Source organism: Actinoplanes sp. ATCC 53533 (genome assembly GCF_003947245.1).
The window spans coordinates 48155-69464 of sequence record NZ_QHHV01000072.1; the positions used below are offsets into that span (position 1 = coordinate 48155).

The 21310-nt window shown below is 71.9% G+C and carries 16 protein-coding genes; 9 read left to right on the top strand and 7 right to left on the bottom strand.

What is annotated here, in order from left to right:
• Positions 1–33 precede the first annotated feature (33 nt).
• The gene (locus DMB66_RS24245) at positions 34–972 is read left to right on the top strand and encodes a matrixin family metalloprotease (RefSeq protein WP_125806414.1); all 939 of its coding nucleotides are present in this window, start codon (positions 34–36) and stop codon (positions 970–972) included.
• Positions 973–1063: 91 nt separating this feature from the next.
• Here DMB66_RS24245 and DMB66_RS24250 read toward each other — a convergent pair whose 3' ends face one another.
• The 4 genes from DMB66_RS24250 to DMB66_RS24265 all read right to left on the bottom strand — a co-directional run bounded on the left by DMB66_RS24250 (position 1064) and on the right by DMB66_RS24265 (position 9992).
• Complete coding sequence (locus DMB66_RS24250) at positions 1064–6514, bottom strand: diguanylate cyclase (RefSeq protein WP_125806415.1); 5451 nt, start codon at positions 6512–6514, stop codon at positions 1064–1066.
• A 54-nt stretch (positions 6515–6568) separates the two neighbouring features.
• Positions 6569–8620, bottom strand: a complete 2052-nt coding sequence (locus DMB66_RS24255) for a S9 family peptidase (protein WP_125806416.1) — start codon at positions 8618–8620, stop codon at positions 6569–6571.
• Positions 8621–8768: 148 nt separating this feature from the next.
• Positions 8769–9128 (bottom strand): hypothetical protein, encoded by a 360-nt coding sequence (locus DMB66_RS24260; RefSeq protein WP_125806417.1) that lies wholly within the window; start codon positions 9126–9128, stop codon positions 8769–8771.
• Positions 9129–9278: 150 nt separating this feature from the next.
• Positions 9279–9992, bottom strand: a complete 714-nt coding sequence (locus DMB66_RS24265) for a hypothetical protein (protein WP_125806418.1) — start codon at positions 9990–9992, stop codon at positions 9279–9281.
• A gap of 271 nt (positions 9993–10263) precedes the next feature.
• On the opposite strand from DMB66_RS24265, the gene DMB66_RS24270 reads away from it, so the two are divergent.
• Complete coding sequence (locus DMB66_RS24270) at positions 10264–11016, top strand: DeoR/GlpR family DNA-binding transcription regulator (protein WP_125806419.1); 753 nt, start codon at positions 10264–10266, stop codon at positions 11014–11016.
• Positions 11013–12005, top strand: a complete 993-nt coding sequence (locus DMB66_RS24275; protein ID WP_199752605.1) for a glycoside hydrolase family 76 protein — start codon at positions 11013–11015, stop codon at positions 12003–12005. Before DMB66_RS24270 ends, DMB66_RS24275 begins: the two co-directional genes overlap by 4 nt.
• 3 nt (positions 12006–12008) lie before the next feature.
• On the opposite strand, the gene DMB66_RS24280 is transcribed toward DMB66_RS24275, so the two are convergent.
• Complete coding sequence (locus DMB66_RS24280) at positions 12009–13373, bottom strand: 6-phospho-beta-glucosidase (protein ID WP_125806420.1); 1365 nt, start codon at positions 13371–13373, stop codon at positions 12009–12011.
• 198 nt (positions 13374–13571) lie between these two features.
• On the opposite strand from DMB66_RS24280, the gene DMB66_RS24285 reads away from it, so the two are divergent.
• From DMB66_RS24285 to DMB66_RS24305, 5 genes are read left to right on the top strand one after another with little or no spacing between them, the layout of a single operon-like run.
• A complete protein-coding gene (locus tag DMB66_RS24285) occupies positions 13572–14594 on the top strand; it encodes a carbohydrate kinase family protein (RefSeq protein ID WP_199752606.1) in 1023 nt (340 codons plus the stop codon).
• A complete protein-coding gene (locus tag DMB66_RS24290; RefSeq protein WP_125806421.1) occupies positions 14591–15883 on the top strand; it encodes an ABC transporter substrate-binding protein in 1293 nt (430 codons plus the stop codon). Before DMB66_RS24285 ends, DMB66_RS24290 begins: the two co-directional genes overlap by 4 nt.
• A gap of 1 nt (position 15884) precedes the next feature.
• The gene (locus DMB66_RS24295) at positions 15885–16847 is read left to right on the top strand and encodes a carbohydrate ABC transporter permease (RefSeq protein ID WP_125806422.1); all 963 of its coding nucleotides are present in this window, start codon (positions 15885–15887) and stop codon (positions 16845–16847) included.
• Positions 16847–17674: a carbohydrate ABC transporter permease gene (locus DMB66_RS24300; protein ID WP_125806423.1), complete on the top strand. Its 828-nt coding sequence runs from the start codon at positions 16847–16849 to the stop codon at positions 17672–17674. Before DMB66_RS24295 ends, DMB66_RS24300 begins: the two co-directional genes overlap by 1 nt.
• Complete coding sequence (locus DMB66_RS24305; protein WP_125806424.1) at positions 17671–18474, top strand: endonuclease/exonuclease/phosphatase family protein; 804 nt, start codon at positions 17671–17673, stop codon at positions 18472–18474. Before DMB66_RS24300 ends, DMB66_RS24305 begins: the two co-directional genes overlap by 4 nt.
• A gap of 33 nt (positions 18475–18507) precedes the next feature.
• Here DMB66_RS24305 and DMB66_RS24310 read toward each other — a convergent pair whose 3' ends face one another.
• Entirely contained in the window at positions 18508–18948 is a 441-nt protein-coding gene (locus DMB66_RS24310) for a GNAT family N-acetyltransferase (protein WP_125806444.1), read from the bottom strand.
• A 169-nt stretch (positions 18949–19117) separates the two neighbouring features.
• Positions 19118–20389: an alpha-L-fucosidase gene (locus tag DMB66_RS24315; protein ID WP_199752607.1), complete on the bottom strand. Its 1272-nt coding sequence runs from the start codon at positions 20387–20389 to the stop codon at positions 19118–19120.
• A gap of 157 nt (positions 20390–20546) precedes the next feature.
• Between DMB66_RS24315 and DMB66_RS24320 the strand changes: the two genes are divergently transcribed.
• Positions 20547–21299: a DeoR/GlpR family DNA-binding transcription regulator gene (locus DMB66_RS24320; protein ID WP_125806425.1), complete on the top strand. Its 753-nt coding sequence runs from the start codon at positions 20547–20549 to the stop codon at positions 21297–21299.
• The last annotated feature ends 11 nt before the right edge of the window (positions 21300–21310 follow it).

Below are 21310 nucleotides of genomic sequence, written 5' to 3' on the forward strand. Positions count from 1 at the left end.
TCGAGACCGAGGGAACGATCCGAGGAGGCCCTCATGCCCGATGGACGCGTCGAAGCATTTGCCCACATCGCGCGGAGCGCACCACACCGGGCGGGCGACAAGGCGCCCGACCTCGAGCCCGTGCAGGACTTCCTGCGCCGGTTCGGCTACCTTCCCGAGGACGGCTACACCCCGGGCATGCTCGACGCCGAGACTTCCACCGCGCTGGCCGCGTACCAGGCACGAAACGCCGTGCCGGTCACCGGTGATTTCGACGAGTCGACCGCCCAGGCCATGACGACGGCGCGGTGCGGGCTGCCGGACCTCGACGACGGCGTCGCGTTCAGCACCCGGTGCAACTGGAACGGCCGCGGCCTGACCTACGCCTTCGACACCGGCAGCACCGACATCGCCGGCAGCGCGGAGTTCCAGGCGATACGGCAGGCGCTGCGCACTTGGACGGCCGCCACCCAGATCGTCTTCACCGAGGTCGGCACGAACCAGAATCCCGACATCCGGATCGGCTGGCGGCCCGCCAACGACCCGGACCACAGCATGGTCGGCGGGGTCCTGGCCCACGCCGACTTCCCGCCGGACTGCGGCATCATCACCAACAACCTCCCCAAGCCGGTGCACTTCGACGACTCCGAGCACACCTGGTCGATCGGGGCCGCGGCCGGCGCGTTCGACGTGGAGACCGTGAGCCTGCACGAGCTGGGGCACATCCTCGGGCTGCAGCACACGTCGGTCAACGGCGCGGTGATGTTCCCCAGCGTCAGCTCCAACTTCACCCTCCGGGTCCTGCAACCCGATGATCGCTCCGGTGCGGAGAGCCTGTACCCACGGCCTCCGAAGGTGACGTCGTGGGGCGCGAACCGCCTCGACATCTTCGGCCTCGGCACCGACCGGGCGATGTACCACAAAGCCTGGACCGGCAACGCCTGGGCACCATCCCCACTCGACTGGGAACGCCTCGGCGGAGTCTTCACCTGAGGACGAGGAGCCGTTGGCCGGCCGGAGGCCGCCCGTGGAGTCGGGTGGGCGGCCTCCGCTCACCTGAGCCGATGCGGCGCCGGGGTGCTGGTCAAGCGGAGACGACCACGCGGTTCCGGCCGCCCTCCTTCGCCTGGTACAGCGCCCGGTCGGCCCGGCCGAGCAGCTCCGCCACCGACATGTCGGTGTCCCGGGAGGCGACGCCGACGCTGACGGTGACCGTGAGCGGACCGGTGTCGGTCTCGATCGGCCGGTCGCCGATCACGGCCCGGAGCCGTTCGGCCAGGATGCTCGAGCCGTCGTCGCCGGTGTCCGGCAGCAGCACCGCGAACTCCTCGCCGCCGTACCGGCCGAGCACGTCCGTGCCGCGTACCGTGGCGGCCAGCCGCTGGGCGACCGTGGCGATGACCTGGTCGCCGACCGGGTGGCCGTGCCGGTCGTTGATCTGTTTGAAGTGGTCGATGTCGAGCATCACGACGGTCAGCGGGCCCGACCGGCGGCGGGAGAGCGCCAGCTCGCGCAGGGCCAGCTCGAAGAAGTGGCGGCGGTTGAACAGCCCGGTCAGCCCGTCGGTGGTGGCGAGGCGTTCGACCTGGGCGAACAGGCGCGCGTTCTCGTACGCGGTCATGCCCTGCCCGGCCAGCGCCGTACCGATCTCGATCTGGCCGGCGGAGTAACCGGCCGGGTCCGGGCAGGTGAGCACGGCCAGCCCGACGCTCTCGGCGCGCAGGCGAAGCGGGATGGCGACCCACGGGTTACCGGCGGCCGGGCCGAACGGCGCCGGGGGCGCGACGCCGGCGGCACCGGTCACCGGCTCGGCGGCGGTCAGCAGGCGGGCCAGGTCGGGCTCCGCGTCCGGGCCGGCCAGGGCCGCGTCGTGGTGCTCGTCGTGGTCGTCCCAGACCTGCAGTTTGCCGTCGTCGAGGACGGCCAGCCAGGACCGGCCGGCCGGCAGCGCCCGGCGCAGGGTGGCGTGCAGCCGGCGCAGCACGTCGGCCGGGTCGAGCGTGCCGGACAGGTGGGTCACCGCGTCCCGCATGGTCTCGGCGATGTCGCGCTCCCGCCGGGCCGAGCGCACCGCGACGGCCAGTTCGGCCGCCCGCGCGGTCTCCAGCGCCGCCGCCACGTGGGTGGTCAGGGTCATCAGCACGCCGGCGTCGGCGGCGGTGAACATGCCCTTGGCGACGCGGCTGTCCAGATACACCACGCCGAGCAGCCGGCCGTCGAAGAGCAGCGGGGCGACGAGGATGCTGCGCAGCCCGTGCGCGAGCACGCTCTGCGAGCCGAGCGCGATGCCTTCCTCCGTACCGGTGACGACCAGCGCCTCGCGGCTGTGCCGGACCCGCTCGACCAGGGTCGAGCCGTACCCGGTGGGGGTGGTCAGATCGGTGCCGGCCGCGTCGCGGCCCTGATGCGGCACGAGGTGGTCGGTGCCGTCGATGAGGAACAGGTACGCGCGGTCCGCGCCGAGCAGCTTGATGATCTCGTCCAGCGCGACCCTGGTCAGCTCGGCCGGGTCGAGGATGCTCGACGCCACGAGGCTGAGCTGCTCGACGGCCGCGAGCCGCTGCCGGTCGCTGCTGAACGAGCCGGTGGACCCGGACGACGCGTCGCGGATCGTGCCGGTCTGCGAGCCGCCGAGGTCGAACTCGGTGCGGATCCACCGGGCGCGGTGCGGCCACCGCTGCCGCTCGGCCACGGCGAGGGCGGTGGCGGCGTGCGCCGCCGCGTCCTCGTGGCGCCCGAGTGCGGCGAGCGCGCGGGCTCGCAGCCGTACGGCCTCGTAGGTCACCTGGGGCGCGTCCGCCGCACGCAGCCGGTGGTCCGCCGCCGCCAGCGCGGCGAGCGCGCCTTCGTGGTCGCCGCGCAGATGCCGGGTGTACGCGGCGGCGACAAGGTGATGCGCGGTGAGCGTCCGCCCGCCGGAGGCGCCGCGGCGCAGGTGCCGCACCGCCAGGTCCACGGCGGCGAGCGCCGCCGGGCGCCGTTCCGGCGGTGCGGCGAGGCAGGCCTCGATCCGCCCGTACGCGATCGCCGCGAAGATCGCCCGCCGGTACAGCGGCATCACCGCCGGTTTCATGCCCATCGCGGCGAACTCCCCCGCCGCGCGGTCCAGCTCCGCGAAGTCCCGTTGCTCGACCGCCAGCCGGATGCTCGCGTGCAGCCGCGTCTGCAGGTCGCCCGGGTTGGTGAAGGCCGGCGGGTGTTCCTCGGTCTGCTGCCACCGCGCGTCGGCCTCGGCGACGTTCCCCCGGGCGGCCGCCGCGGCGATGCCCCAGACGACCACCGAGTGCTCCGCCAGGTCGTCCTCGGCCACCCGCCGCGCCCCGTCCGCCCGCAGCGTCTCGGCCTCGTCGGTGTACCCGGCGTCCAGCAGCAGGAACAGGCCGCCCTCCAGCATCTTGAGGTAGGTGCTGGTGTCGAGCAGATGAGCCCGGTCGAGCGTGTCCGCCACGAGCCTTCGGATGTCGCCCTGGCCGAGCACCTGGGGCACGCTGCGCTCCAGCCAGGCGACGTGTTCGACGGCGCCCCGCTCGCCGACCATGCTCGCCGCGTGCCGGGCCAGCGCGGCGGACCTGCGCCAGGGCAGCCCGGTCGAGCGCAGCAGCGAGGCCATGTCGATCCGGGCGCGGGCATACTCGGCGCAGATGCCGAGCCGGGTCGCCGGATACAGCGAGCGCAGCGTCAACATGACCGTGTTCAGCGGATCCATCATCAGGATCGCGCTGACCGCCGAGGTGTTGTAGAGCCGGGTCCGCAGCCGGTATCCCGCTCGCCGGCGCGGAGCCGCGGTGCCGAAGCCGATCCGGAACCGCTCCACGCACAGGCCCGCCACGAAGCTGAGCAGCGTCGACACGACCAGCATCAGCGGGTTGGCCGGCAGCGGGCGGCCCAGCTCGGCCAGCGCCCGGCGGGCCGTCGCCAGCGACGCCGCGATGTCGCCCATCGCCTGCTGGATCTCGGCGATCCGGCTCAGCAGCCGCGCCCGGTCGAGCCGCGTCGGCACGCCCGCCAGCGCGCGGGACAACACGCGCTGGGCGTCACCCAGGTGCCCGGCTTGGTAGTACGCGGCGCCGAGCAGCTCGTCCACCTCGTGGGCCACCAGCCACGCCTCGCGGCCGGCCAGCCGTTCCACAGCCGCCAGGCACTCGACGGCCTCCGCCGGGGCGTGACTGGCGAGCGCGAGCCGGCCGGCCGCGAGACAGGCCACAGCGAGCCGGTCCGGCGTGCGCTCGACCTCGCCCAGCAGGTAGTGACGGGCCAGCGCGTGCACGTGTTCGGGGTCGTCGGAGGGTTCCTGGTCGAGCGCCTCGGCGAGGCTCTGGTGCAGCGCCCGGCGGCGGTCGTCGTCCAGCCCGGCGAGAAGCGCGGTACGGATGCCGTCGTGCACGAACGCCAGCCGGTCGCCCCGGTGCTCCACCACCCGGCACGCCAGCGCCTCGTCCAGCGCCTCGTCCAGGGCCTCCGCCAGGGCCTCGTCGGCGGTGGGCTCGGGTGCCGCGTCCACGGCCGCGGCGGCCATCCGGTTCGCGCGAGCGGCCAGGTCGGGGGCGAAAGCCGGGCCGATGGCCGCCGCGACGGTCAGCAGGCGCCTGGTCGCGGGCGCCAGGCCGTCGAGGCGGCTCAGCATCAGCTCGTACACGTCGCCGAGGAGCGGGACGTCGTCCAGGCCCTCGGTGTCCAGCGCCCAGCTGCCCCAGGCCGGTGCGAGCAGGCCGGCGTCCACGACCGCGCGCACGTACTCGACGACCTCGAACGGGCTGACGCCGCCGCGCGCCACCAGGCGCTGCACCAGCTCGTCGTCGGCCGGCAGGCCACGGACGCAGGCGGTGACCAGCGCGGCGACGGCCGCCGGGTCCAGCGGGCCGAGCGTGACGGCCTGCGAGTCGCCGAAGACGGCCCGCACCGGGGCCGGTGCGCTCCCGTCCCCGGTCGCGGTGCCGAGCACCAGCAGCGGGCACGCGTCGAGCTGGCCGACGAGCTGGCGGAGGACGGTCAGGCTGGCAGCGTCCGCGGCGTCGACGTCGTCGAGGCACAGCAGCGCGCCGCCGGCGTCGCGGGCCAGCCCGGCCAGGAATCCCGCGATGCCCTGGCCGAGCGCGTCGGGCCAGGCCGGCTCGTCCCAGCCGGCCGGGCCCGCAGCAGCGCGATCCGACGCGGCCAGGCCCGGGGCTGCGCGATCCGAGGCGGCCAGACCTGCGGTGGTCGGGTCCTGGGTAGCGCGATCCGACGCGGTCGGGCCTGCGGCGGTCGGGCCTGGGGCGGCTGGGCCTGGGGCGGCTGGGCCTGGGGCGGTCGGGCCTGCGGCGGCTGGGCCTGGGGCGGTCGGGCCGGCCAGCAGCGGCGACAGCCGGCCGACGGCGGTGGCGGTGCCGGTCGCGACGGCCACCGCGCGGAGCTGGTCGGCGCGGGCGGCGCGATCGGGCTCCGCCGGGTGCAGCGCGTGGTATTCGACGGCCTCGCGCAGCGCGGCCAGCGGCGCCGCTCCCGCCGCGCACCGGGCGTGCAGCACCGGTACGCCGTCGGCCAGCGCCCGGGTGACGAGCTCTTCCGCGATCCGGGTCTTGCCGGCACCGGGCCCGCCGGTCACGAGTACGGTGCCGCCCGCGCCGGACCGGACCTGCTGCCAGGCCTCGCGCAGCGCCTGCCACTGCGGATCCCGGCCGGCGAGCGGGAGCCGGCCCGCCTCGGTGTCGTCGTCCCCGGCGGGAGCGCCGTCCACCGCGCCCAGGGCGGCGAGCAGGAGCGGCACGCTCTGGTAGCGATCGTCGGGATCCTTGGCCAGCAGTGTGGCCACGATGGCGCACAGCTCGGCCGGGGCGTCCGGGCGGTGCTCGGCGAGCGCCGGGGCGGGCGTGGCGGCGTGCATGCGCAGCAACTCGCCGGCGTCGTCGGCGACGAACGGCGGCGTTCCGGCCAGGCACTCGAAGAGCACGGCGCCCAGCGCGTACAGGTCGGCGCGGCCGTCGACCCGGCGCTTGATCATTCCGGTCTGCTCGGGCGCCGCGTAGCGGAACGTGCCGGCGGCCGCGTCGCCGGTTTCCCGGTCGGTCCGGACCGCCATCCCGAAGTCGATCAGCCGGGCGTGCCCGCCCGGCTCGATCATGATGTTCGGCGGCTTCACGTCCCGGTGCACCAGGCCGATCCGGTGCACCGCGGCGAGCGCCTCCGCCACCGCCCGGCCCAGCCGCACCACCGCCTCCACGCTCAGCGGACCGGCGGCGAGCACGTCGCCCAGCGGCCGGCCGGCCACCAGATCCATGATCATGTAGGCCCGGCCGTCGACCTCGCCGACCTCGTGCACGCGGGGCAGGCCGGGATGGTCGACCCAGGTCAGCAGCGCCGCCTCCCGGCGCAGGACCAGCAGGGCGGGCCGCCCGCCGCCGGGTGTGCGGGCGTACACCTTCATCGCCCAGTCCCGCCCGTCCCGGCGCACCCGGTACGTCACCGCGTTCGCACCACGACCCAGCTCGTCCAGCACGGTGACGCCCGGCACCCGCGGCGCGCCGGAGGGCGTGGAGTTGGCCGCCACGTAGGTCACAACGGTCCGATCGGCACTCCCCCGTGGCAGCTGAGCCGCTTCGTCGCCAGCCGATCAGTCGAGGCCCAGCGCCGTGCGCAGAAAACTCAGCTCGAACTCCCAGAGGTTGTCCGCGGAGGCGGCCATGTGCGTGCCGGCGGGCAGCGGCAGCACGGTGTGCGGGCGGCCCGCCGCGAGCAGTGCCGCGGACAGCTTCATCGTGTGCACCGGCAACACGTTGTCGTCGAGCATGCCGTGCACGAGCAGCAGCGGACGGCGCAGATTCGGGGCGTCGGCGAGCAGCGAGGCGTGCGCGTACCCGTCGGGGTTCTCCGCGGGCAGGCCCAGCGTGCGCTCCTGCCAATGGGAGCTGTAGAGCAGCTGGTCGGTCACCGGAGCACCGGCCACCGCGGCGTGGAACACGTCGGGACGGCGCAGCACCGCCAGGGCCGCCAGGTAGCCACCGGCCGACCAGCCCCGGATACCCACCCGGTCCAGATCGAGGTCGGCGAACCGCTCCGCGGCGGCCCGCAACGCATCGACCTGGTCCTGCACCCGTGGCCCGGCGTGGTCGCCGCCGCGGGCGCGTTCCCAGCGGGGCCCCCGCCCCGGGGTGCCGCGGCCATCCGCGACGATCACCGCGAAACCCTGGTCGGCGAACCACTGGGAGGCCCAGTACCGGGAGCGGGCCGCGACGGCCCGCTGCCCGGCCGAGCCACCGTACGGGTCCATGAGCACCGGCAGCCGTGCCGAACCCGGGACGTGGCCGGTGGGAAACAGCACCGCCGTCCGCAGCTCGCGCTCCCCCAGCGCCATCAGCTGCGGCAGCGGGCGGATCGACGGCTCGGCCGCGAGGCTCCGCAACTCGTGTCCGTCCACGCTCACCGCCTCTCCGTCGAGCGTCTGCGCGTCCACAACGGTCACGCCGCCGGCGCGACGCCCGCCGTACAGCCCGGGCGTGCCGGTGACACGGACCGTCCCGGCCGCCGGCGACCAGGTCCACAGGTGCCGCTCGGCCGGCTCCTGCCGTCCGGCGAACAGCACGGTCTCCCCGTCGACCGAGAGCACCTCCTCCATCTGCAGGCCGGGCGGCGTGACCGGGACGCCGTCGACGGTCAGCCGCCGGGTGTCGCCGTCGTCCACGGTCCACAGCAGCGCCCCCGACGCGGTGTGCGCGGGCACACCCTCGACGATCGTCGTCCACGCCGGGTCGGTGTCCTCGCGCAGCACCGCGGTCCGGCCGGTCACCGGATCGGCGGTCAGCACCCGCATCGTCGTCTGGCGCCGGTTCTGCACGACCACCAGCAACCCGGCCGCGTCCCAGGTCACCCGGGTCACGTATTCGAACGCGGCACGGTCCCACTCCACCGGCGTCCGGCTGCCGTCCAGGCCCAGCACGCACAGGCCGACGTCCGCGTTCGGCGTCCCCGCGGACGGGTAACGCAGCGCGGCCGGTGGCCGCTCCGGGCGAGCGGGGTCGGCGACATACCAGACCCGCACCGGCGCGTTGTCCACCCGTGCCGCGACCAGACTCCGGCCGTCCGGCGCCCACCAGTAGCCCTCGAACCGGTCCATCGACTCGGACGCCTCGTGCTCCGCCAGCCCCCACGTCACCTCGGGGCCGTCCGGCTCCGCCAACGGCCGGTCGTCCTTGCCGTCGCGCCCGACGACCCGCAACTCGGCCTCGCACACGTAGGCGACCGTCCGGCCGGTCGGGTCGATCCGTGCCTCGGCGGCCGGCTCCCGCGCGCCCAGCTCATCGACCTCGGCCGACAGCACGTCCACCGCGTACAGCCGTCCGGCCACCGTGAACACCGCCGTGCGGACGGCGGCGTCCGTGGCGTACGAGCCGATCCCGGCCGACCGGTCCCGCGCCCGCTCGCGCCGGGCCCGCTCGCGCTCGGACGACGGTGCTTCCCCGGCCGCGCCCAGTGCCGCCGCATCCACCAGCAGCCGCTCCACCCCGGTGGCGACCTCGTACGACCAGAGGTGGCCCACCGGGTCCATGCCCCCGCTCGACCGCAGAAACAGCACCCGCGATCCGTCCGGGGCGACCACGAACCGGCGCGGGCGCCCGAGCATGAAATTCTGGCTACGGGCGACCAGCCCGGGAAACGAAGAACTCATGCGCCCAGTCTTCAGCAACGGTAGCCACGCCGACAGTGCCGGCGCCCGTCGTGGTAAGCGACGGCATCGCTATTGAGGTCAGGCGAAACGGGGCCACGGTGGCTTCGCTCTGCCGGCACCGGACGTAAACCGATCCGTCACCGGTGACTCAGACCGGCGGACCGCCCTTGCAGACGAAGTGCGCGAGATCGGTTGCCTGCGCACCGCCGGCATCGGTGATGACCACGGAGATCCGGTACGCCTTCGCGGGGTTGCACCTGCCCACGGCGGCGGTGGTGAACGTCTCGGTGAATGTCGCGCCGCTCCACGTCGTGCTGTACGGAGCGGTCCCCCCGGCGATCCTGAGCTGGCACTCGAAGATGCTGGCGCCCTGGGGAACACAGATCAGGTCTCCGGTCGGCGCGACGGTGTCGGCCGTCGCGGCGGCGGCCGGCAGGCCCGCGAACGCCGCTCCCGAAGCCAACGCCGCGGCCGCGACACGCCACGATGACATTCGGCGTTGAGCCATTTTCGTCTCCTTCGATGCGGGTCGAACCGACCGTGGGCCGATCCCTGGCACGGACGAATCAACCACACCTGGGCGGCTTCGACCGGCCATCCTGGACAAGGTTGGACAGCGACGCGGCTACGGCCGCTCCGGCGACAATGGCGACGCTGGTCAGGCGGCCGGCAACGTGCGGTCCGGCCGGCCGGCCGCCCGCGCCGCCAGGTCCGGGTAGACGTGCAGGACGTCGCCGTGGCGCTCGACGCGCGGGTCGGTCCACAGCTCGTCGGGGCGCGGCACGAGCAGGTGCGTCGACGACTGGTCGGCGTCGTGGATCAGCAGTGAGACGATCGCGGTGACCAGGTCGCTCAGCACGTACCGCTGCGCCGGGTGATCGTCCGGGCCCGCGACGTCCACCACGAAGAACCGGTCGCCGACCCAGTATCCGGGCGTGGCCAGCAGGTGTTCCGTGCCGACCGGCACGCCGTCGACCCACAGCCGCACCGGGCCCTGACTGTCGGCCCAGAACACGGCCCGATGCCGGTCCCGGGCGGCGAAGCTGACCTGGATCCGCAGGTCGTCGCCGTAGTAGCCGTAGAACGCGTCGCAGCCACCCGGGACCGGTCCTTCGCGCCGGCCCTCGCCCGCCGGCCCGGCGCCGGGCTCCCGGGAGCAGGTCGCCGGCTCCCGGCAGGCCCGATCGGTCCGTCTGGTGCAGCCGAAACCCGCGGCCGCGCAGTCGCGGGGAGCCGCTCGCGACAGCAAATCCACCATCTGCTGCCGGTACGCCTCATCGCCGAGCAGCCGCCGGTAGTCACCGGCCTCGCGCCACCGGGCGACCAGGTCGAGGCCCAGCGGTGAGCGGCCCAGCCACTCCTGCCACTCCATGTCTCCCCCACTCACCCGGCTGCGGATACGAACCCGACGACGTCTACGAGTCGGCCACCGGCACCGGTTGCTGCTCCGGCGCACGCCTTGATGATCGCCCCGCCGGGCGGGTCTTCGCCGACCAAACACCCGCCACGCCGTCGACCGGCTCATCGCACACCGTCCGCCGCTTCAAGGACGCGCATACTTGCGCATGAGACGATCGAAGTCGATAGTAACCGTGCAGGAGGCTGGGCCGTGGTGAGCGAGTATGACTGATAGGATGCCTGCCATGCTTGCGCAGCAGCGCCACGACCTGATCCTCCGCAGCCTTCGCGCCGAGGGGCCCGCGGCGGTCCGGGTGCTCGCCGAGCGCCTCGGGGTCAGCCAGGCGACCATCCGCCGCGACCTGGTGCAGCTCGACCAGGCCGGGCGCCTCACCCGGGTGTATGGCGGCGCGGTGTCGGTCACCGACCCCGACCAGCCGTTCGCCGAGGTCGCGACCGTGCGGGTGGAGGAGAAGGACACGCTCGTCGCGCGCTGCGCCGAGTTGATCAAGGATGGCGACACGATTCTGCTCGACATCGGGACCACCGCCCACCGCCTGGCCCACACGTTGCGCGGACGCGCCCTCACGGTCATCACCAGCAACCTCGCGGTCTACGAGGTGCTCGCCGAGGAGTCCGACATCCAGCTCATCGTTCTCGGCGGCGTGGTGCGGCGCAGCTACCGCTCGCTCGTCGGGTTCCTCACCGAGGACGCGCTGCGCCAGGTGCGCGCCGACAAGCTCTTTCTCGGCACCAGCGGCGTGCGGGCCGACGGCCAGGTGATGGACACGACGGTGGTCGAGGTCTCCATCAAGCGGGCGATGATCGCGGCCTCCGAGCAGATCATCCTGCTCGCCGACGCCACCAAGTTCCCCGGCACCGGCGTCGCCCGGGTCTGCGGCCCCGAGGATCTGGACATCGTCGTCACCAACGCCGGGGCCGACCCGGCGACCTGCGCACGCATGCGCGAGGCGGGCGTCGAGGTGATCGAGGCGTGAGCTTCGCAGCAGCGGCCCGGGCGGCTGTCGACGCGATGATGGGTTTCTACGACCGGCCGTCCGGGCTGTGGGAGCCCGACCGCCCGTGGTGGCAGTCCGGCAACGCGTTGCAGGCGCTGCTGGACTACATGGTGCGATCCGGCGACACCGACCATCTCTGGGTGCTCGACCACACGGTCGAGATTCAGCGCCGTGCCTACATGGGTGGCGAGTTCCGCTCGGACTCGACCGACGACACCGCCTGGTGGGCGCTGGCGTGCGTGCGCGCATACGACCTGACCGGGCACGGCCGCTATCTGGAGCTCGCCCGCACCGGCACGCGGTGGATCGGCGGCTACTGGGACGACACCTGCGGTGGCGGCGTCTGGTGGGACGTCCCGCAGCGGACCTACAAGAACGCGATCAGCAACGAGCTCTATCTCAAGCTTCTCGCGGCGCTGCACAACCGCACCCCGGGCGACACCGCCGACCTCGGCCGCGCGCTGGAGACGTGGCGGTGGTTCCGGGCGAGCGGGATGCTGAACGACGCCGGGCTCGTCAACGACGGCCTGACCCAGGACGGCCGGTGCGTGAACAACGGCGGCGAGACCTGGACGTACAACCAGGGCGTCATCCTCGGCGCCCTGGTCGAGTTACACCGGGCGACCGGCGACGACGAGTTGCTCGACGTCGCCCGCCGGATCGCCACGGCTACGACCACGAGCGCGCGCCTGTCGCCGGGCGGCATCCTCACCGAGCCGTGCGAGGATGCTGACGCGGGCGACGACGCCCCCTCGTTCAAGGGCATCTTCGTGCGCAACCTCGACGAGCTCGACCGCGTCCTGCCCGGCCGCCCGTACCGGGCTTATCTGCTCCGGCAGGCCGAGTCGGCGCTGGCCTTCGCCCGCGACGACCGGGACCGGTACGGGCTGCGCTGGGCCGGGCCGTTCGACCGCGCCGACCCGGCCCGCCAGGCGTCCGCGGTCGATCTGCTCACCGCGGTGCTGTAGCTCCTAGTCGCCGAGGTAGGCCAACTGCGGGAACTGCCGGATGTAGGCGTCCAGCATCCGCTGCGCGACGGTGACCGAACCGACCAGCGGGTGCAGCGCCAGCGCCTTGTGCGCCGCCCGCCGTGAGCCCTGGACCGCGGCCTCGATGGTGGCCCGTTCGACCGCCTTGACGCTGGTCACCAGGCCGGCGGCGTGCGCCGGCAACTGGTTGATGACGACCGGGTGCGGGCCGTTCGCGTCGACCACGCACGGGATCTCGACCACCGCGTCGTCGTCCACGATGGACAGCGCCGAGCGGTTGCGCACGTTCAGGATCAGCACCGTGCGCTCGTCCCGGGCGATGGCCCGCATGATCGCCAGGGCGACCTGCTCGTAACCGCCGGACTCCACGTCGTCGGAGTCCCGGTCGCCGGCGCCGGCGATCTCCCGGGTGTCGGCCATGTAGGTGGCCTCGCGTTCCGCGCGGGTGTGCCGCCAGGCCGTCAGCGCCGAGCCGGCGTCGCGCTCGGTCTGGGCGTAGAAGTCCTGCTGCTGATGCAGCAGGAACGCCCCGCGGGTCTGGGAGGCCTCGCGCGCGGCCCGGACGGCCTCGTGCGAGTAGTAGTAGTAATACAGGTACTCGTTCGGGATGGCGCCGAGCGTGTGCAGCCAGTCCGGGCCGAAGAGCTTGCCCTCCTCGAACGAGCCGAGCGCCTCGGGATTGTTCAGCAGCCGGGGCAGGTGGTCACGGCCCTCGACATAGACGCCGCGCAGCCAGCCCAGGTGGTTGAGCCCGGCGTAGTCGAACCAGGCGGTGGCCGGATCGATGTCGAGCAGCCGCGCGACGCGGCGGGTCAGCCCGACCGGCGAGTCGCAGATGCCGATGACCCGGTTGCCCAGGTGCGCCGCCATCGCCTCGGTGACCAGGCCGGCGGGGTTGGTGAAGTTGATGGTCCAGGCGTCCGGCGCGAGCTCCGCGATGCGCCGGGCCACCTCGATCGCCACGGGCACCGTCCGCAGGCCGTAGGAGATGCCGCCCGCGCCGACCGTTTCCTGCCCGAGTACGCCCTGGTCCATGGCGACCCGCTCGTCGATGACCCGGCCCTCGAGCCCGCCGACCCGGATCGCGGAGAAGACGAAGTCGGCGCCGACCAGGGCCTCGGCCAGATCGGTGGTCACCGAGACCGTGACCGCGGCGGGCTGCCCGCCGGTGCGCGCCGCCTCGAGCGCCGCCTGCTGTTCGAGGACGTGCTGGATCGCGGTGAGCCGCCGGAGGTCGACGTCGTACAGGACCAGTTCGGTCACCCGGGGCTCGCCGCGCTCCACCAGCAGGGCCCGGTGAATGAGGGGCACGCGGAATCCGCCGCCCCCGAGGATCACCAGTTTCACTTCTCGGTCACCTCCAAACCTGGAGCTTCGTTGAACGTCCTGACCGTATTCGGCCTGCTGAGAAGCATGAGGCGGAGCGTATCAGCCAAAGTCGCGCATGGCGATGATTGAGTTTGAACAGGTATTGCAAGTCTGGCAACGAGAGGTGCACACTCATGCGCAAGCTTGGACGGGCTGCCGAGCAGAAAGGACAGCTCCGTGACTGAACATGGATCCCAGACTCCAGACGTCTTTCTGTCGGGACTGCTCTTCGCCGACATCGTGTTCTCCGGCATGGCGAAGGCTCCCGCCCTCGGCACCGAGACCTGGACGCGCGCCATGGACTCGGGCCCCGGCGGGATCGCCAACTTCGCGGTCGCGCTGCGCCGGCTCGGCCTGCGGACCGCACTGGCCGCGGCGTTCGGCGCGGACATGCTCGGCGACTACTGCTGGGCCGAGCTGGCCGGCCGCGAAGGCGTCGACCTGTCGCGCTCGCGCCGGTTCTCCGGCTGGTCCACGCCGGTCACCGTGGCGCTCGCGTACGACGACGACCGCGCGCTGGTGACCCACGGGCAGCCGCCGCCGCTGATCGCGGACGAGTTGGTCGGCCAGCCGCCGGCGAGCCGGGCGGCGGCCGTGCACATCGGGGAGGAGCCGCAGGAGTGGCTCGTCCGGGCGCAGGCCCAGGGGACGCTGGTCTTCGCCGACCTCGGCTGGGACCCCTCCGGCGCCTGGGCACCGGAGGTCCTGGAGCAGCTCTCCCACTGCCACGCGTTCCTGCCCAACGCGGGCGAGGCGATGTCATACACGGGCACGGACTCGCCCACGGCGGCGCTGGCCCGCCTGGCCGACCTGGTCCCCGTGGCGGTGGTGACGCTGGGCCCCGACGGCGCGCTGGCCGTCGACAACACCACGGGCGAGTCCGGGTCGGTCTCCGGGCTGCGAGTCAGCACGCTCGACCCCACCGGCGCCGGAGATGTTTTCGGCGCAGCCTTCATTTTCGCCACCCTCGCGGAGCGGCCACTGGCCGAACGCCTGCGGTTCGCGAACCTTGCCGCGGCCCTGTCGGTCCAGCGGCTCGGCGGGGCCATGGCCGCGCCGAGCTGGGCGGACATCGCCGGCTGGTGGCGTACGGCCCGGACCGGAGACCCCGAGCTGGGCCGTGACTACGCCTTTCTCGATTCATGGATACCCGAATACCTCACTGGCCAGGAACAGTTCGAAGGGCAGGACACCCCATGACAATTTCGCGCAGGCGGCTGTTGCAGGCCGGCTTGTTCGGCATGGCTGGCGCGGCGGTGGGCGTCACCGCGGCGTGCGGCGACGACGACTCCTCCGGCACCACCGGCGGCGACAGCAAGGAACTCTCGCTCTGGTACTGGTCCGGTGGCCTCAGCGACAAGGTCGTCGCCGCCGTCGCGACGCAGTTCCCGGACATCACCTTCAAGCCGACCCAGGTGGGCGGCGCCTTCAAGGACAAGCTGGTCACCACGATCACCAGCCGGCAGTTCATGCCGGACATCACCGGCATCAAGGGCGAGGACATCGCCTACTTCATGGGCCAGGCCGGCCAGTTCCTCGACCTGAACGAGCTGGGTGCGGGCGACCTGAAGGCCCAGTACCTCGAGTGGAAGTGGAAGCAGGGCAGCACCCCCGACGGCAAGCTCATCGGCTTCCCGATCGACATCGGCCCCACCGCACTGTTCTACCGCTCGGACATCTTCTCCAAGGCCGGCCTGCCCAGCGAGGTCGCGGACGTGACCGCGGCGATGGGCACCTGGGACACGTTCTTCGAGCAGGGCGTGAAGCTCAAGGCGGCGCTGCCCGGCACGTTCATGGTCGGCGAGGCGGCGGAGGTCTTCGACATGGCCGTCGGACAGACCACCAAGCGCTACGCGGACGCCGACAAGAAGTTCATCGGCGACCAGGAGCACATCCGCACCGCCTGGGACCTCGCCGCCAAGGCGGTCAAGCTCGGCATCAGCTTCAAGGTGCAGAGCGGCGGCCAGGACGCGAACGCCGCCTGGAACCAGGGCACGCTGCCGGCCAAGCTCGGCGCCGCCTGGGTCGCGCTGGACATCAAGTCGGCGGCCGAGAAGACCTCCGGCAAGTGGCGGGTCGCCCCGATGCCGAGCGGCCCGGCGAACCAGGGCGGCTCGTTCCTGGCGATCCCGAAGAGCTCCGGCAACCCGAAGAAGGCGTTCGAGATCATCACCTGGATGCTGAACGCCGACAACCAGGCCAAGGGTTACACGGACGCGGCGCTGTTCCCGTCGGCGCCGGCCGCGTACAAGCTGCCCGCGCTGACCGCGCCCGACGAGTTCTTCGGCGGGCAGGTCACCATCGACGTGTTCGGCCCGGCCGCGGAGAAGATCCCGGTCGCCTATGAGAGCCAGTACGACAGCGTGCTCCGTGAGCCGTTCGCCGCCGAGCTCAGCAACGTGGAGACCAAGGGCAAGGATCCGGAGAAGGCTTGGACGGACGCCGTGGCCGCGGCGAAGCAGGCAGGTGAACGGGTGGGAGTCTCCTGACGTGACACTGTCCCGCACAGCCGCGCCGGTGGCACCCAAGACGCGCACGCGGGCTCGCCCGCACCGCGCGCCTGGGCGCCGCCGGCGCGTCCTGTCCTACTGGCCGCAGTACCTCGCCATCTCGCCGTTCTACATCCTGTTCGCGGTGTTCGGTCTGGCGCCGGTGCTGTTCTCGTTCTACCTGGCCTTCCAACGCTGGGACGGCATCGGCGAGATGCAGTTCGCCGGGCTGGACAACTTCAAATACCTGATCAAGGACGAGGTCTTCTGGCTCTCGCTGCGCAACACCCTGCTCATCTGGGTGATGTCGACCGTGCCGACGCTCTGCCTGGCGCTGGTGCTCGCGGTGATGCTCAACTCGGTGAAGCGGTTCAAGGCCTTCTACCGGATGGCCTTCTTCATCCCGAACATCACCTCGGTCGTGGCGATCTCGATCTTCTTCGGTGCGCTCTTCGCCACCAACTACGGCCTGGTCAACGGCGTGCTGGAGACGGCCGGCCTGCCCGGCGTCGCCTGGTTGCAGAGCGTCTGGGGGATCAAGACCGTGATCGCGGTGCTCACCGTCTGGCAGTGGACCGGGTACAACGCGATCATCTACCTCGCCGGCCTGCAGACCATCTCCACCGACCTGTACGAGCAGGCCAAGGTCGACGGCGCCAACGCGGCGCAGGTCTTCTTCCGGATCACGCTGCCGCTGCTGCGGCCGATCATCCTCTTCACCGTGGTCATCTCGACCGTCGGCGGCCTGCAGACCTTCACCGAGCCCAAGGTGCTGGTCGGCGACACCGCCGGAACCGGGCAGAGCGGCCTGACCATGGTGTTCTACTTCTACCGGCAGGCGTTCTCGCACAACGACTACGGCTACGGCGCGGCGATCGCGATGGTCGTGCTCCTCGTGGTCGCCCTCTTCACGATCCTCAACTGGACCCTCGTCCAGCGCGGCCAGGGGGAAGGGAACAGCTGATGACAACCAGACGACTTCGCGGCCTGCTGCTGCACGTGGTGCTCGCCGGCGGCACGATTCTGGCGCTGTTCCCGTTCTACTGGATGGTCGTCATGGCGACCAACACCAACGCCGACATCTACCGCTTCCCGCCGAAGCTGACGTTCGGCTCGCAGTTGCCCGCCAACCTGCGCAACGTCTTCGACAGCATCGACTTCTTCGGTTCGCTCCTCAACACGGTCATCGTGGCGAGCGCGACCACCCTGCTCGTGCTCTTCTTCGACTCGCTCGCCGCGTTCGCGTTCGCGAAGTTCGACTTCCCCGGCCGGAAGGTCCTCTTCGGCGTGCTGATCGGGACGTTCTTCCTCCCGGTCGGGCTGGCCATCATCCCGGGCTTCGTCATCATGGTCGAGCTGGGCTGGGTCGGCTCGCTGAAGGCGCTGGTGGTCCCGGCGGCGGCCAACGCGTTCGGCATCTTCTTCCTGCGCCAGTACATCCACAACGCGGTGCCCGACTCGGTGCTCGACGCCGCCCGGCTCGACGGCGCCGGCTTCTTCCGCCAGTACTTCAGCCTCATCGTCCCGATCGTCCGGCCCGGCCTGGCCTTCCTCGGCATCTACACGTTCATCGCGTCCTGGAACGACTTCATCTGGCCGCTCGTCGTGCTGGTCAACCCGGACCAGGTCACGCTCCAGGTGGCACTCCAGCAGCTCAACAGCGTGCACGGCCTCGACTACAGCCGCGTCATGACGGGCGCCCTGCTCTCGGTGATCCCGTTGATCGCCGTGTTCCTGCTCTTCGCCCGCAACTTCGTCAGCGACCTGGCGAAGGGAGCGGTGCGGGAGTGAGTCGGGCCCGGATCGCGACGCTCAACATCTGGCACGACTCCGGCCCCTGGCCGGAGCGGCTGTCGCTGATCCGGCGCGAGATCGCGCGCCTGCAGCCCGACGTGCTCGGGCTGCAGGAGGTGCTGCGCACGCTCGGCGCCGGGGAGGCGACGCCCGAGACGTGCCAGGCGCTGGCGATCGCGCACGGCTACCACGTGGCGTACGCCCCCGCGGCGCCGCGAGACGGCACGGGTCCGGTCTGGCAGGGCAACGCCGTGCTCAGCCGCTGGCCCATCCGCGAACAACAGGTCTTCCCGTTGCCCGGCGCCGATGTGGCCGAGCCACGCGCGTTGCTCTACACGCTGATCGAGGCGCCACACGGGGACCTGCCGGTATTCACCACCCACCTCGCCTGGGAGCCGCACCACGGCCCGCTGCGGCTGCGGCAGGTGGAATACGTGGCCGCCCAGGTCGGCAGGCTGGCCCCGGCGGCCGTACTGGTGGGCGACTTCAACGCCGAGCCCGGCTCGACGGAGATGAAGCACCTGGCGGACGCCGGATTCGCCGACGCGTGGGTGGGCGAGACGCCCGGCCACACCTTCGACCGGGCCAACGACCACGCCCGCGAGGCGGATGAACCGAGCTGCCGCATCGACTACATCCTGGTACGGGGAAGCGGCGCGACCGCGACGGGCGCCCGGCTGGTGTTCACCGAGCCGAGCCGCGCCGGCAGTGCGCCCGTCTGGCCGTCCGACCACTTCGGCGTGGCGGCCGAGGTCACGCTCGCCCGGGCCGCCGGTCCGGCTCGTCCTCGCCGATGATGCCCGCGAACCTCACTGCTGCTCGTCCGGGCCTCACTGCTGCTCGTCCGGGCCGAACGGTGGCCGGGTGTCGATCTCCATCCAGCGCTCGGGGTGTCGCATCGGCGCGAATCCGGCCTTCGCGTACACCCCGTGCGCGTCGAGCGTCGCCAGCATCACGCGCTTGATGCCCTGGCGCTCGGCCCATTCGACCGACCAGTTGGCGATGATGGTGCCGAGGCCGCGGCCGCGGTGCTCCCGGTCGACGTACACATCGCAGAGCCAGACGAACGTCGCGTGGTCGGAGACGATGCGTGCCACCGCGACCTGCTGCCCGTCGGGGGCGTAGAGGCCCATCGGCACCGAATTGGCGAACGAGCGCTCGACGATCTCACGCGTGCGGCCCTTGGCCCAGTAGGCATCGGTGCTGATCCAGCGCACGACACGCGCCAGGTCGAGGTCGGCCGGGTTTTCGCTCAGTCGATAGTCGCTCACCCGCCCATTCTCGCGGCGCGGGAACGTCCGGGCAGTAGCCAATCGCGAACCGGTGGCGCCGGGCTGGATCACTACGGGGTCGGGATGTCGGTGCGTTCGCAACCGCTGAAGGTGGGTTCCGGTCGGGATGTCGGTGCGTTCGCAACCGCTGAAGGTGGGTTCCGGCTCGTCAGGAGCGGAGGAAGATCTCGATCACCGGGATCTCCACCTCCGGCGGTCGCACGGGGAGCAGCAGCGTCACCGTGCCGCGCGGTTGCCCGGCCGAGGATGTCGCGTAGGCCGGCCGGTCCGGGTCGACCACCTCGTGCCGGATCTCCGACCCGTCGTGCAGGAACTGCGCGTACTCCAGCCGGTCCGCCAGGCCGGGCAGGTGGACGGCGTCGAAGGGCCAGGCGAACAGGTGCAGGTACAGCCGGTTGCCGCGCTGGGTGTATCGGCAGTCCGGCGGGGCCGCATACCCGCTCGGGCCGGCGCCGTAGATGGATCGCTGGTGCAGCCGCATCCAGCGGCCGATGCCGCGCAGGATGCCGGCCGACGCCGGGTCGATCTCGCCGCGGGCGTTCGGGCCGACGTTGAGCAGCAGGTTGCCGTCCTTGGCGACGGTGTCGACGAGCATCCGCAGCAGCATGCCGACCGACTTGAAGTCGCGGTTCTCGCGGTCGTAGCCCCAGCTCCCGTTGAGGGTCTGGCAGGCCTCCCAGAGCGCCGGCCGGCCGTCGACGGTCATCGGCGCGCTCGGCTGGTACTGCTCGGGCGTGACGATGTCGCCCGGGATGTCGAGGCGGTCGTTCACCAGGATCTCCGGCTGCAGGTCGCGGACGGTGGCGAGCAACTCGGCGCTGCCCCAGTCGGCCGCTCCCTTGCCGCCCCGGACGACCTCGCCCTCGTGCACGTGGCCGACGTAGGAGAAGTCCAGGAACAGCTGGTCGATCCGGCCGTAGCGGGTGAGCAGATCGCGGACCTGGGCGTGCAGGTAGTCGCGGTAGACCGCGATGTCGCGTCCGGCGTTCGCCCCGGGGGTGTCGCGCAACGGGTGCAGGCCGTCGATCGGGAACTGCGGGTGATGCCAGTCGATGAGCGAGTAGTAGAGCCCGGCGCCCATGTCGCGCTCGCGCAGCGCGGCCAGGAACGGTCCGATCAGGTCCCGGCCGCGGGCGGTCCGGGAGACGCTGAAGTCGGTGGAATCGGTGTCCCACAGGCAGAAGCCGTCGTGGTGCTTGGCGGTGATCACGCCGTACCGCATGCCGGCCGCCTCGGCCTGGGCCACCCACGCGGCCGGGTCGTACAGGTCCGGGTCGAAGTGGTCGAAGTAGCGCCGGTAGTCGGCGTCGGTGGTCTTCTCCCGGTTCCGCATCCATTCGTTGCGGGCCGCCAGCGCGTAGATGCCCCAGTGCACGAACATCCCGAAGCGCCGCTCGCGGAACCTCTCGATGTGGTTCACGGCCCACCTCTCTGACTGACCCAGCGATTCTGACTGACACAGCGGTTCTGACTGACACTGCAATGAATAACTGTGACGCAGATTGGCAAGGATTCACGACCAAGTCAATCAGAAACTTTCATAGCGATGAGCGAGTTTGAACGGTAGTGTCACTCGCATGCTCTCCGAGCGACGTCACGGGCTGATCCTGCGCACCCTGCGCACCAACGGGTCGGCCACCATCAGCGCGCTGTCCGAGCAACTCGGCGTCAGCAGCGCGACGATCCGTCGCGACCTCGTCCAGCTCGGCGAGGAGGGGCTGCTCAAACGCGTGTACGGCGGAGCGGCGCCGGTCGAGGACCGCGACGATCCGTTCGTCGACGTCGCCACCGTGCGGGTGGCGGAGAAGGACGCGATCGCGGTGCGGTGCGCGGAGCTGGTCAAGGACGGCGAGACCGTGCTGCTCGACATCGGGACCACCGCCCATCGGATCGCCCGGCAGTTGCGTGGCCGGTCGCTTACCGTCATCACTAGCAGCCTCGCGGTCTTCGAGGAGCTCAAGGACGAGGAATCCATCCAGCTGGTGCTGCTCGGCGGGGTGCTGCGGCGTGACTACCGGTCGCTGGTGGGCTTCCTGACCGAGGACAACCTGCGCCAGGTCCACGCCGACCGGCTGTTCCTCGGCACCAGCGGGGTGCGGCCCGGCGGTCAGGTCATGGACACCACCGTGGTCGAGGTGCCGGTCAAGCGGGCCATGATCGCGGCCAGCGACCACGTCGTGCTCGCCGCCGACCTGGCGAAGTTTCCGGGCTCCGGCATGGCCCGGGTGTGCGGGCCGCGGGAGTTGAGCACCGTCATCACGAACGCTCCCGCCGACGACAAGACAAGAGCGGCGCTCCGCGAAGCGGACGTCGAGGTGATCGAGGTTTGAGCCAGCGAGGC

Excerpts from the sequence above, each read along its gene's own strand:
- DMB66_RS24245 (WP_125806414.1), top strand. The coding sequence starts at position 34 with ATGCCCGATGGACGCGTCGAAGCATTTGCCCACATCGCGCGGAGCGCA.
- DMB66_RS24255 (WP_125806416.1), bottom strand. The coding sequence starts at position 8,620 with ATGAGTTCTTCGTTTCCCGGGCTGGTCGCCCGTAGCCAGAATTTCATG.
- DMB66_RS24260 (WP_125806417.1), bottom strand. The coding sequence starts at position 9,128 with ATGGCTCAACGCCGAATGTCATCGTGGCGTGTCGCGGCCGCGGCGTTG.
- DMB66_RS24265 (WP_125806418.1), bottom strand. The coding sequence starts at position 9,992 with ATGGAGTGGCAGGAGTGGCTGGGCCGCTCACCGCTGGGCCTCGACCTG.
- DMB66_RS24270 (WP_125806419.1), top strand. The coding sequence starts at position 10,264 with ATGCTTGCGCAGCAGCGCCACGACCTGATCCTCCGCAGCCTTCGCGCC.
- DMB66_RS24290 (WP_125806421.1), top strand. The coding sequence starts at position 14,591 with ATGACAATTTCGCGCAGGCGGCTGTTGCAGGCCGGCTTGTTCGGCATG.
- DMB66_RS24300 (WP_125806423.1), top strand. The coding sequence starts at position 16,847 with ATGACAACCAGACGACTTCGCGGCCTGCTGCTGCACGTGGTGCTCGCC.
- DMB66_RS24320 (WP_125806425.1), top strand. The coding sequence starts at position 20,547 with ATGCTCTCCGAGCGACGTCACGGGCTGATCCTGCGCACCCTGCGCACC.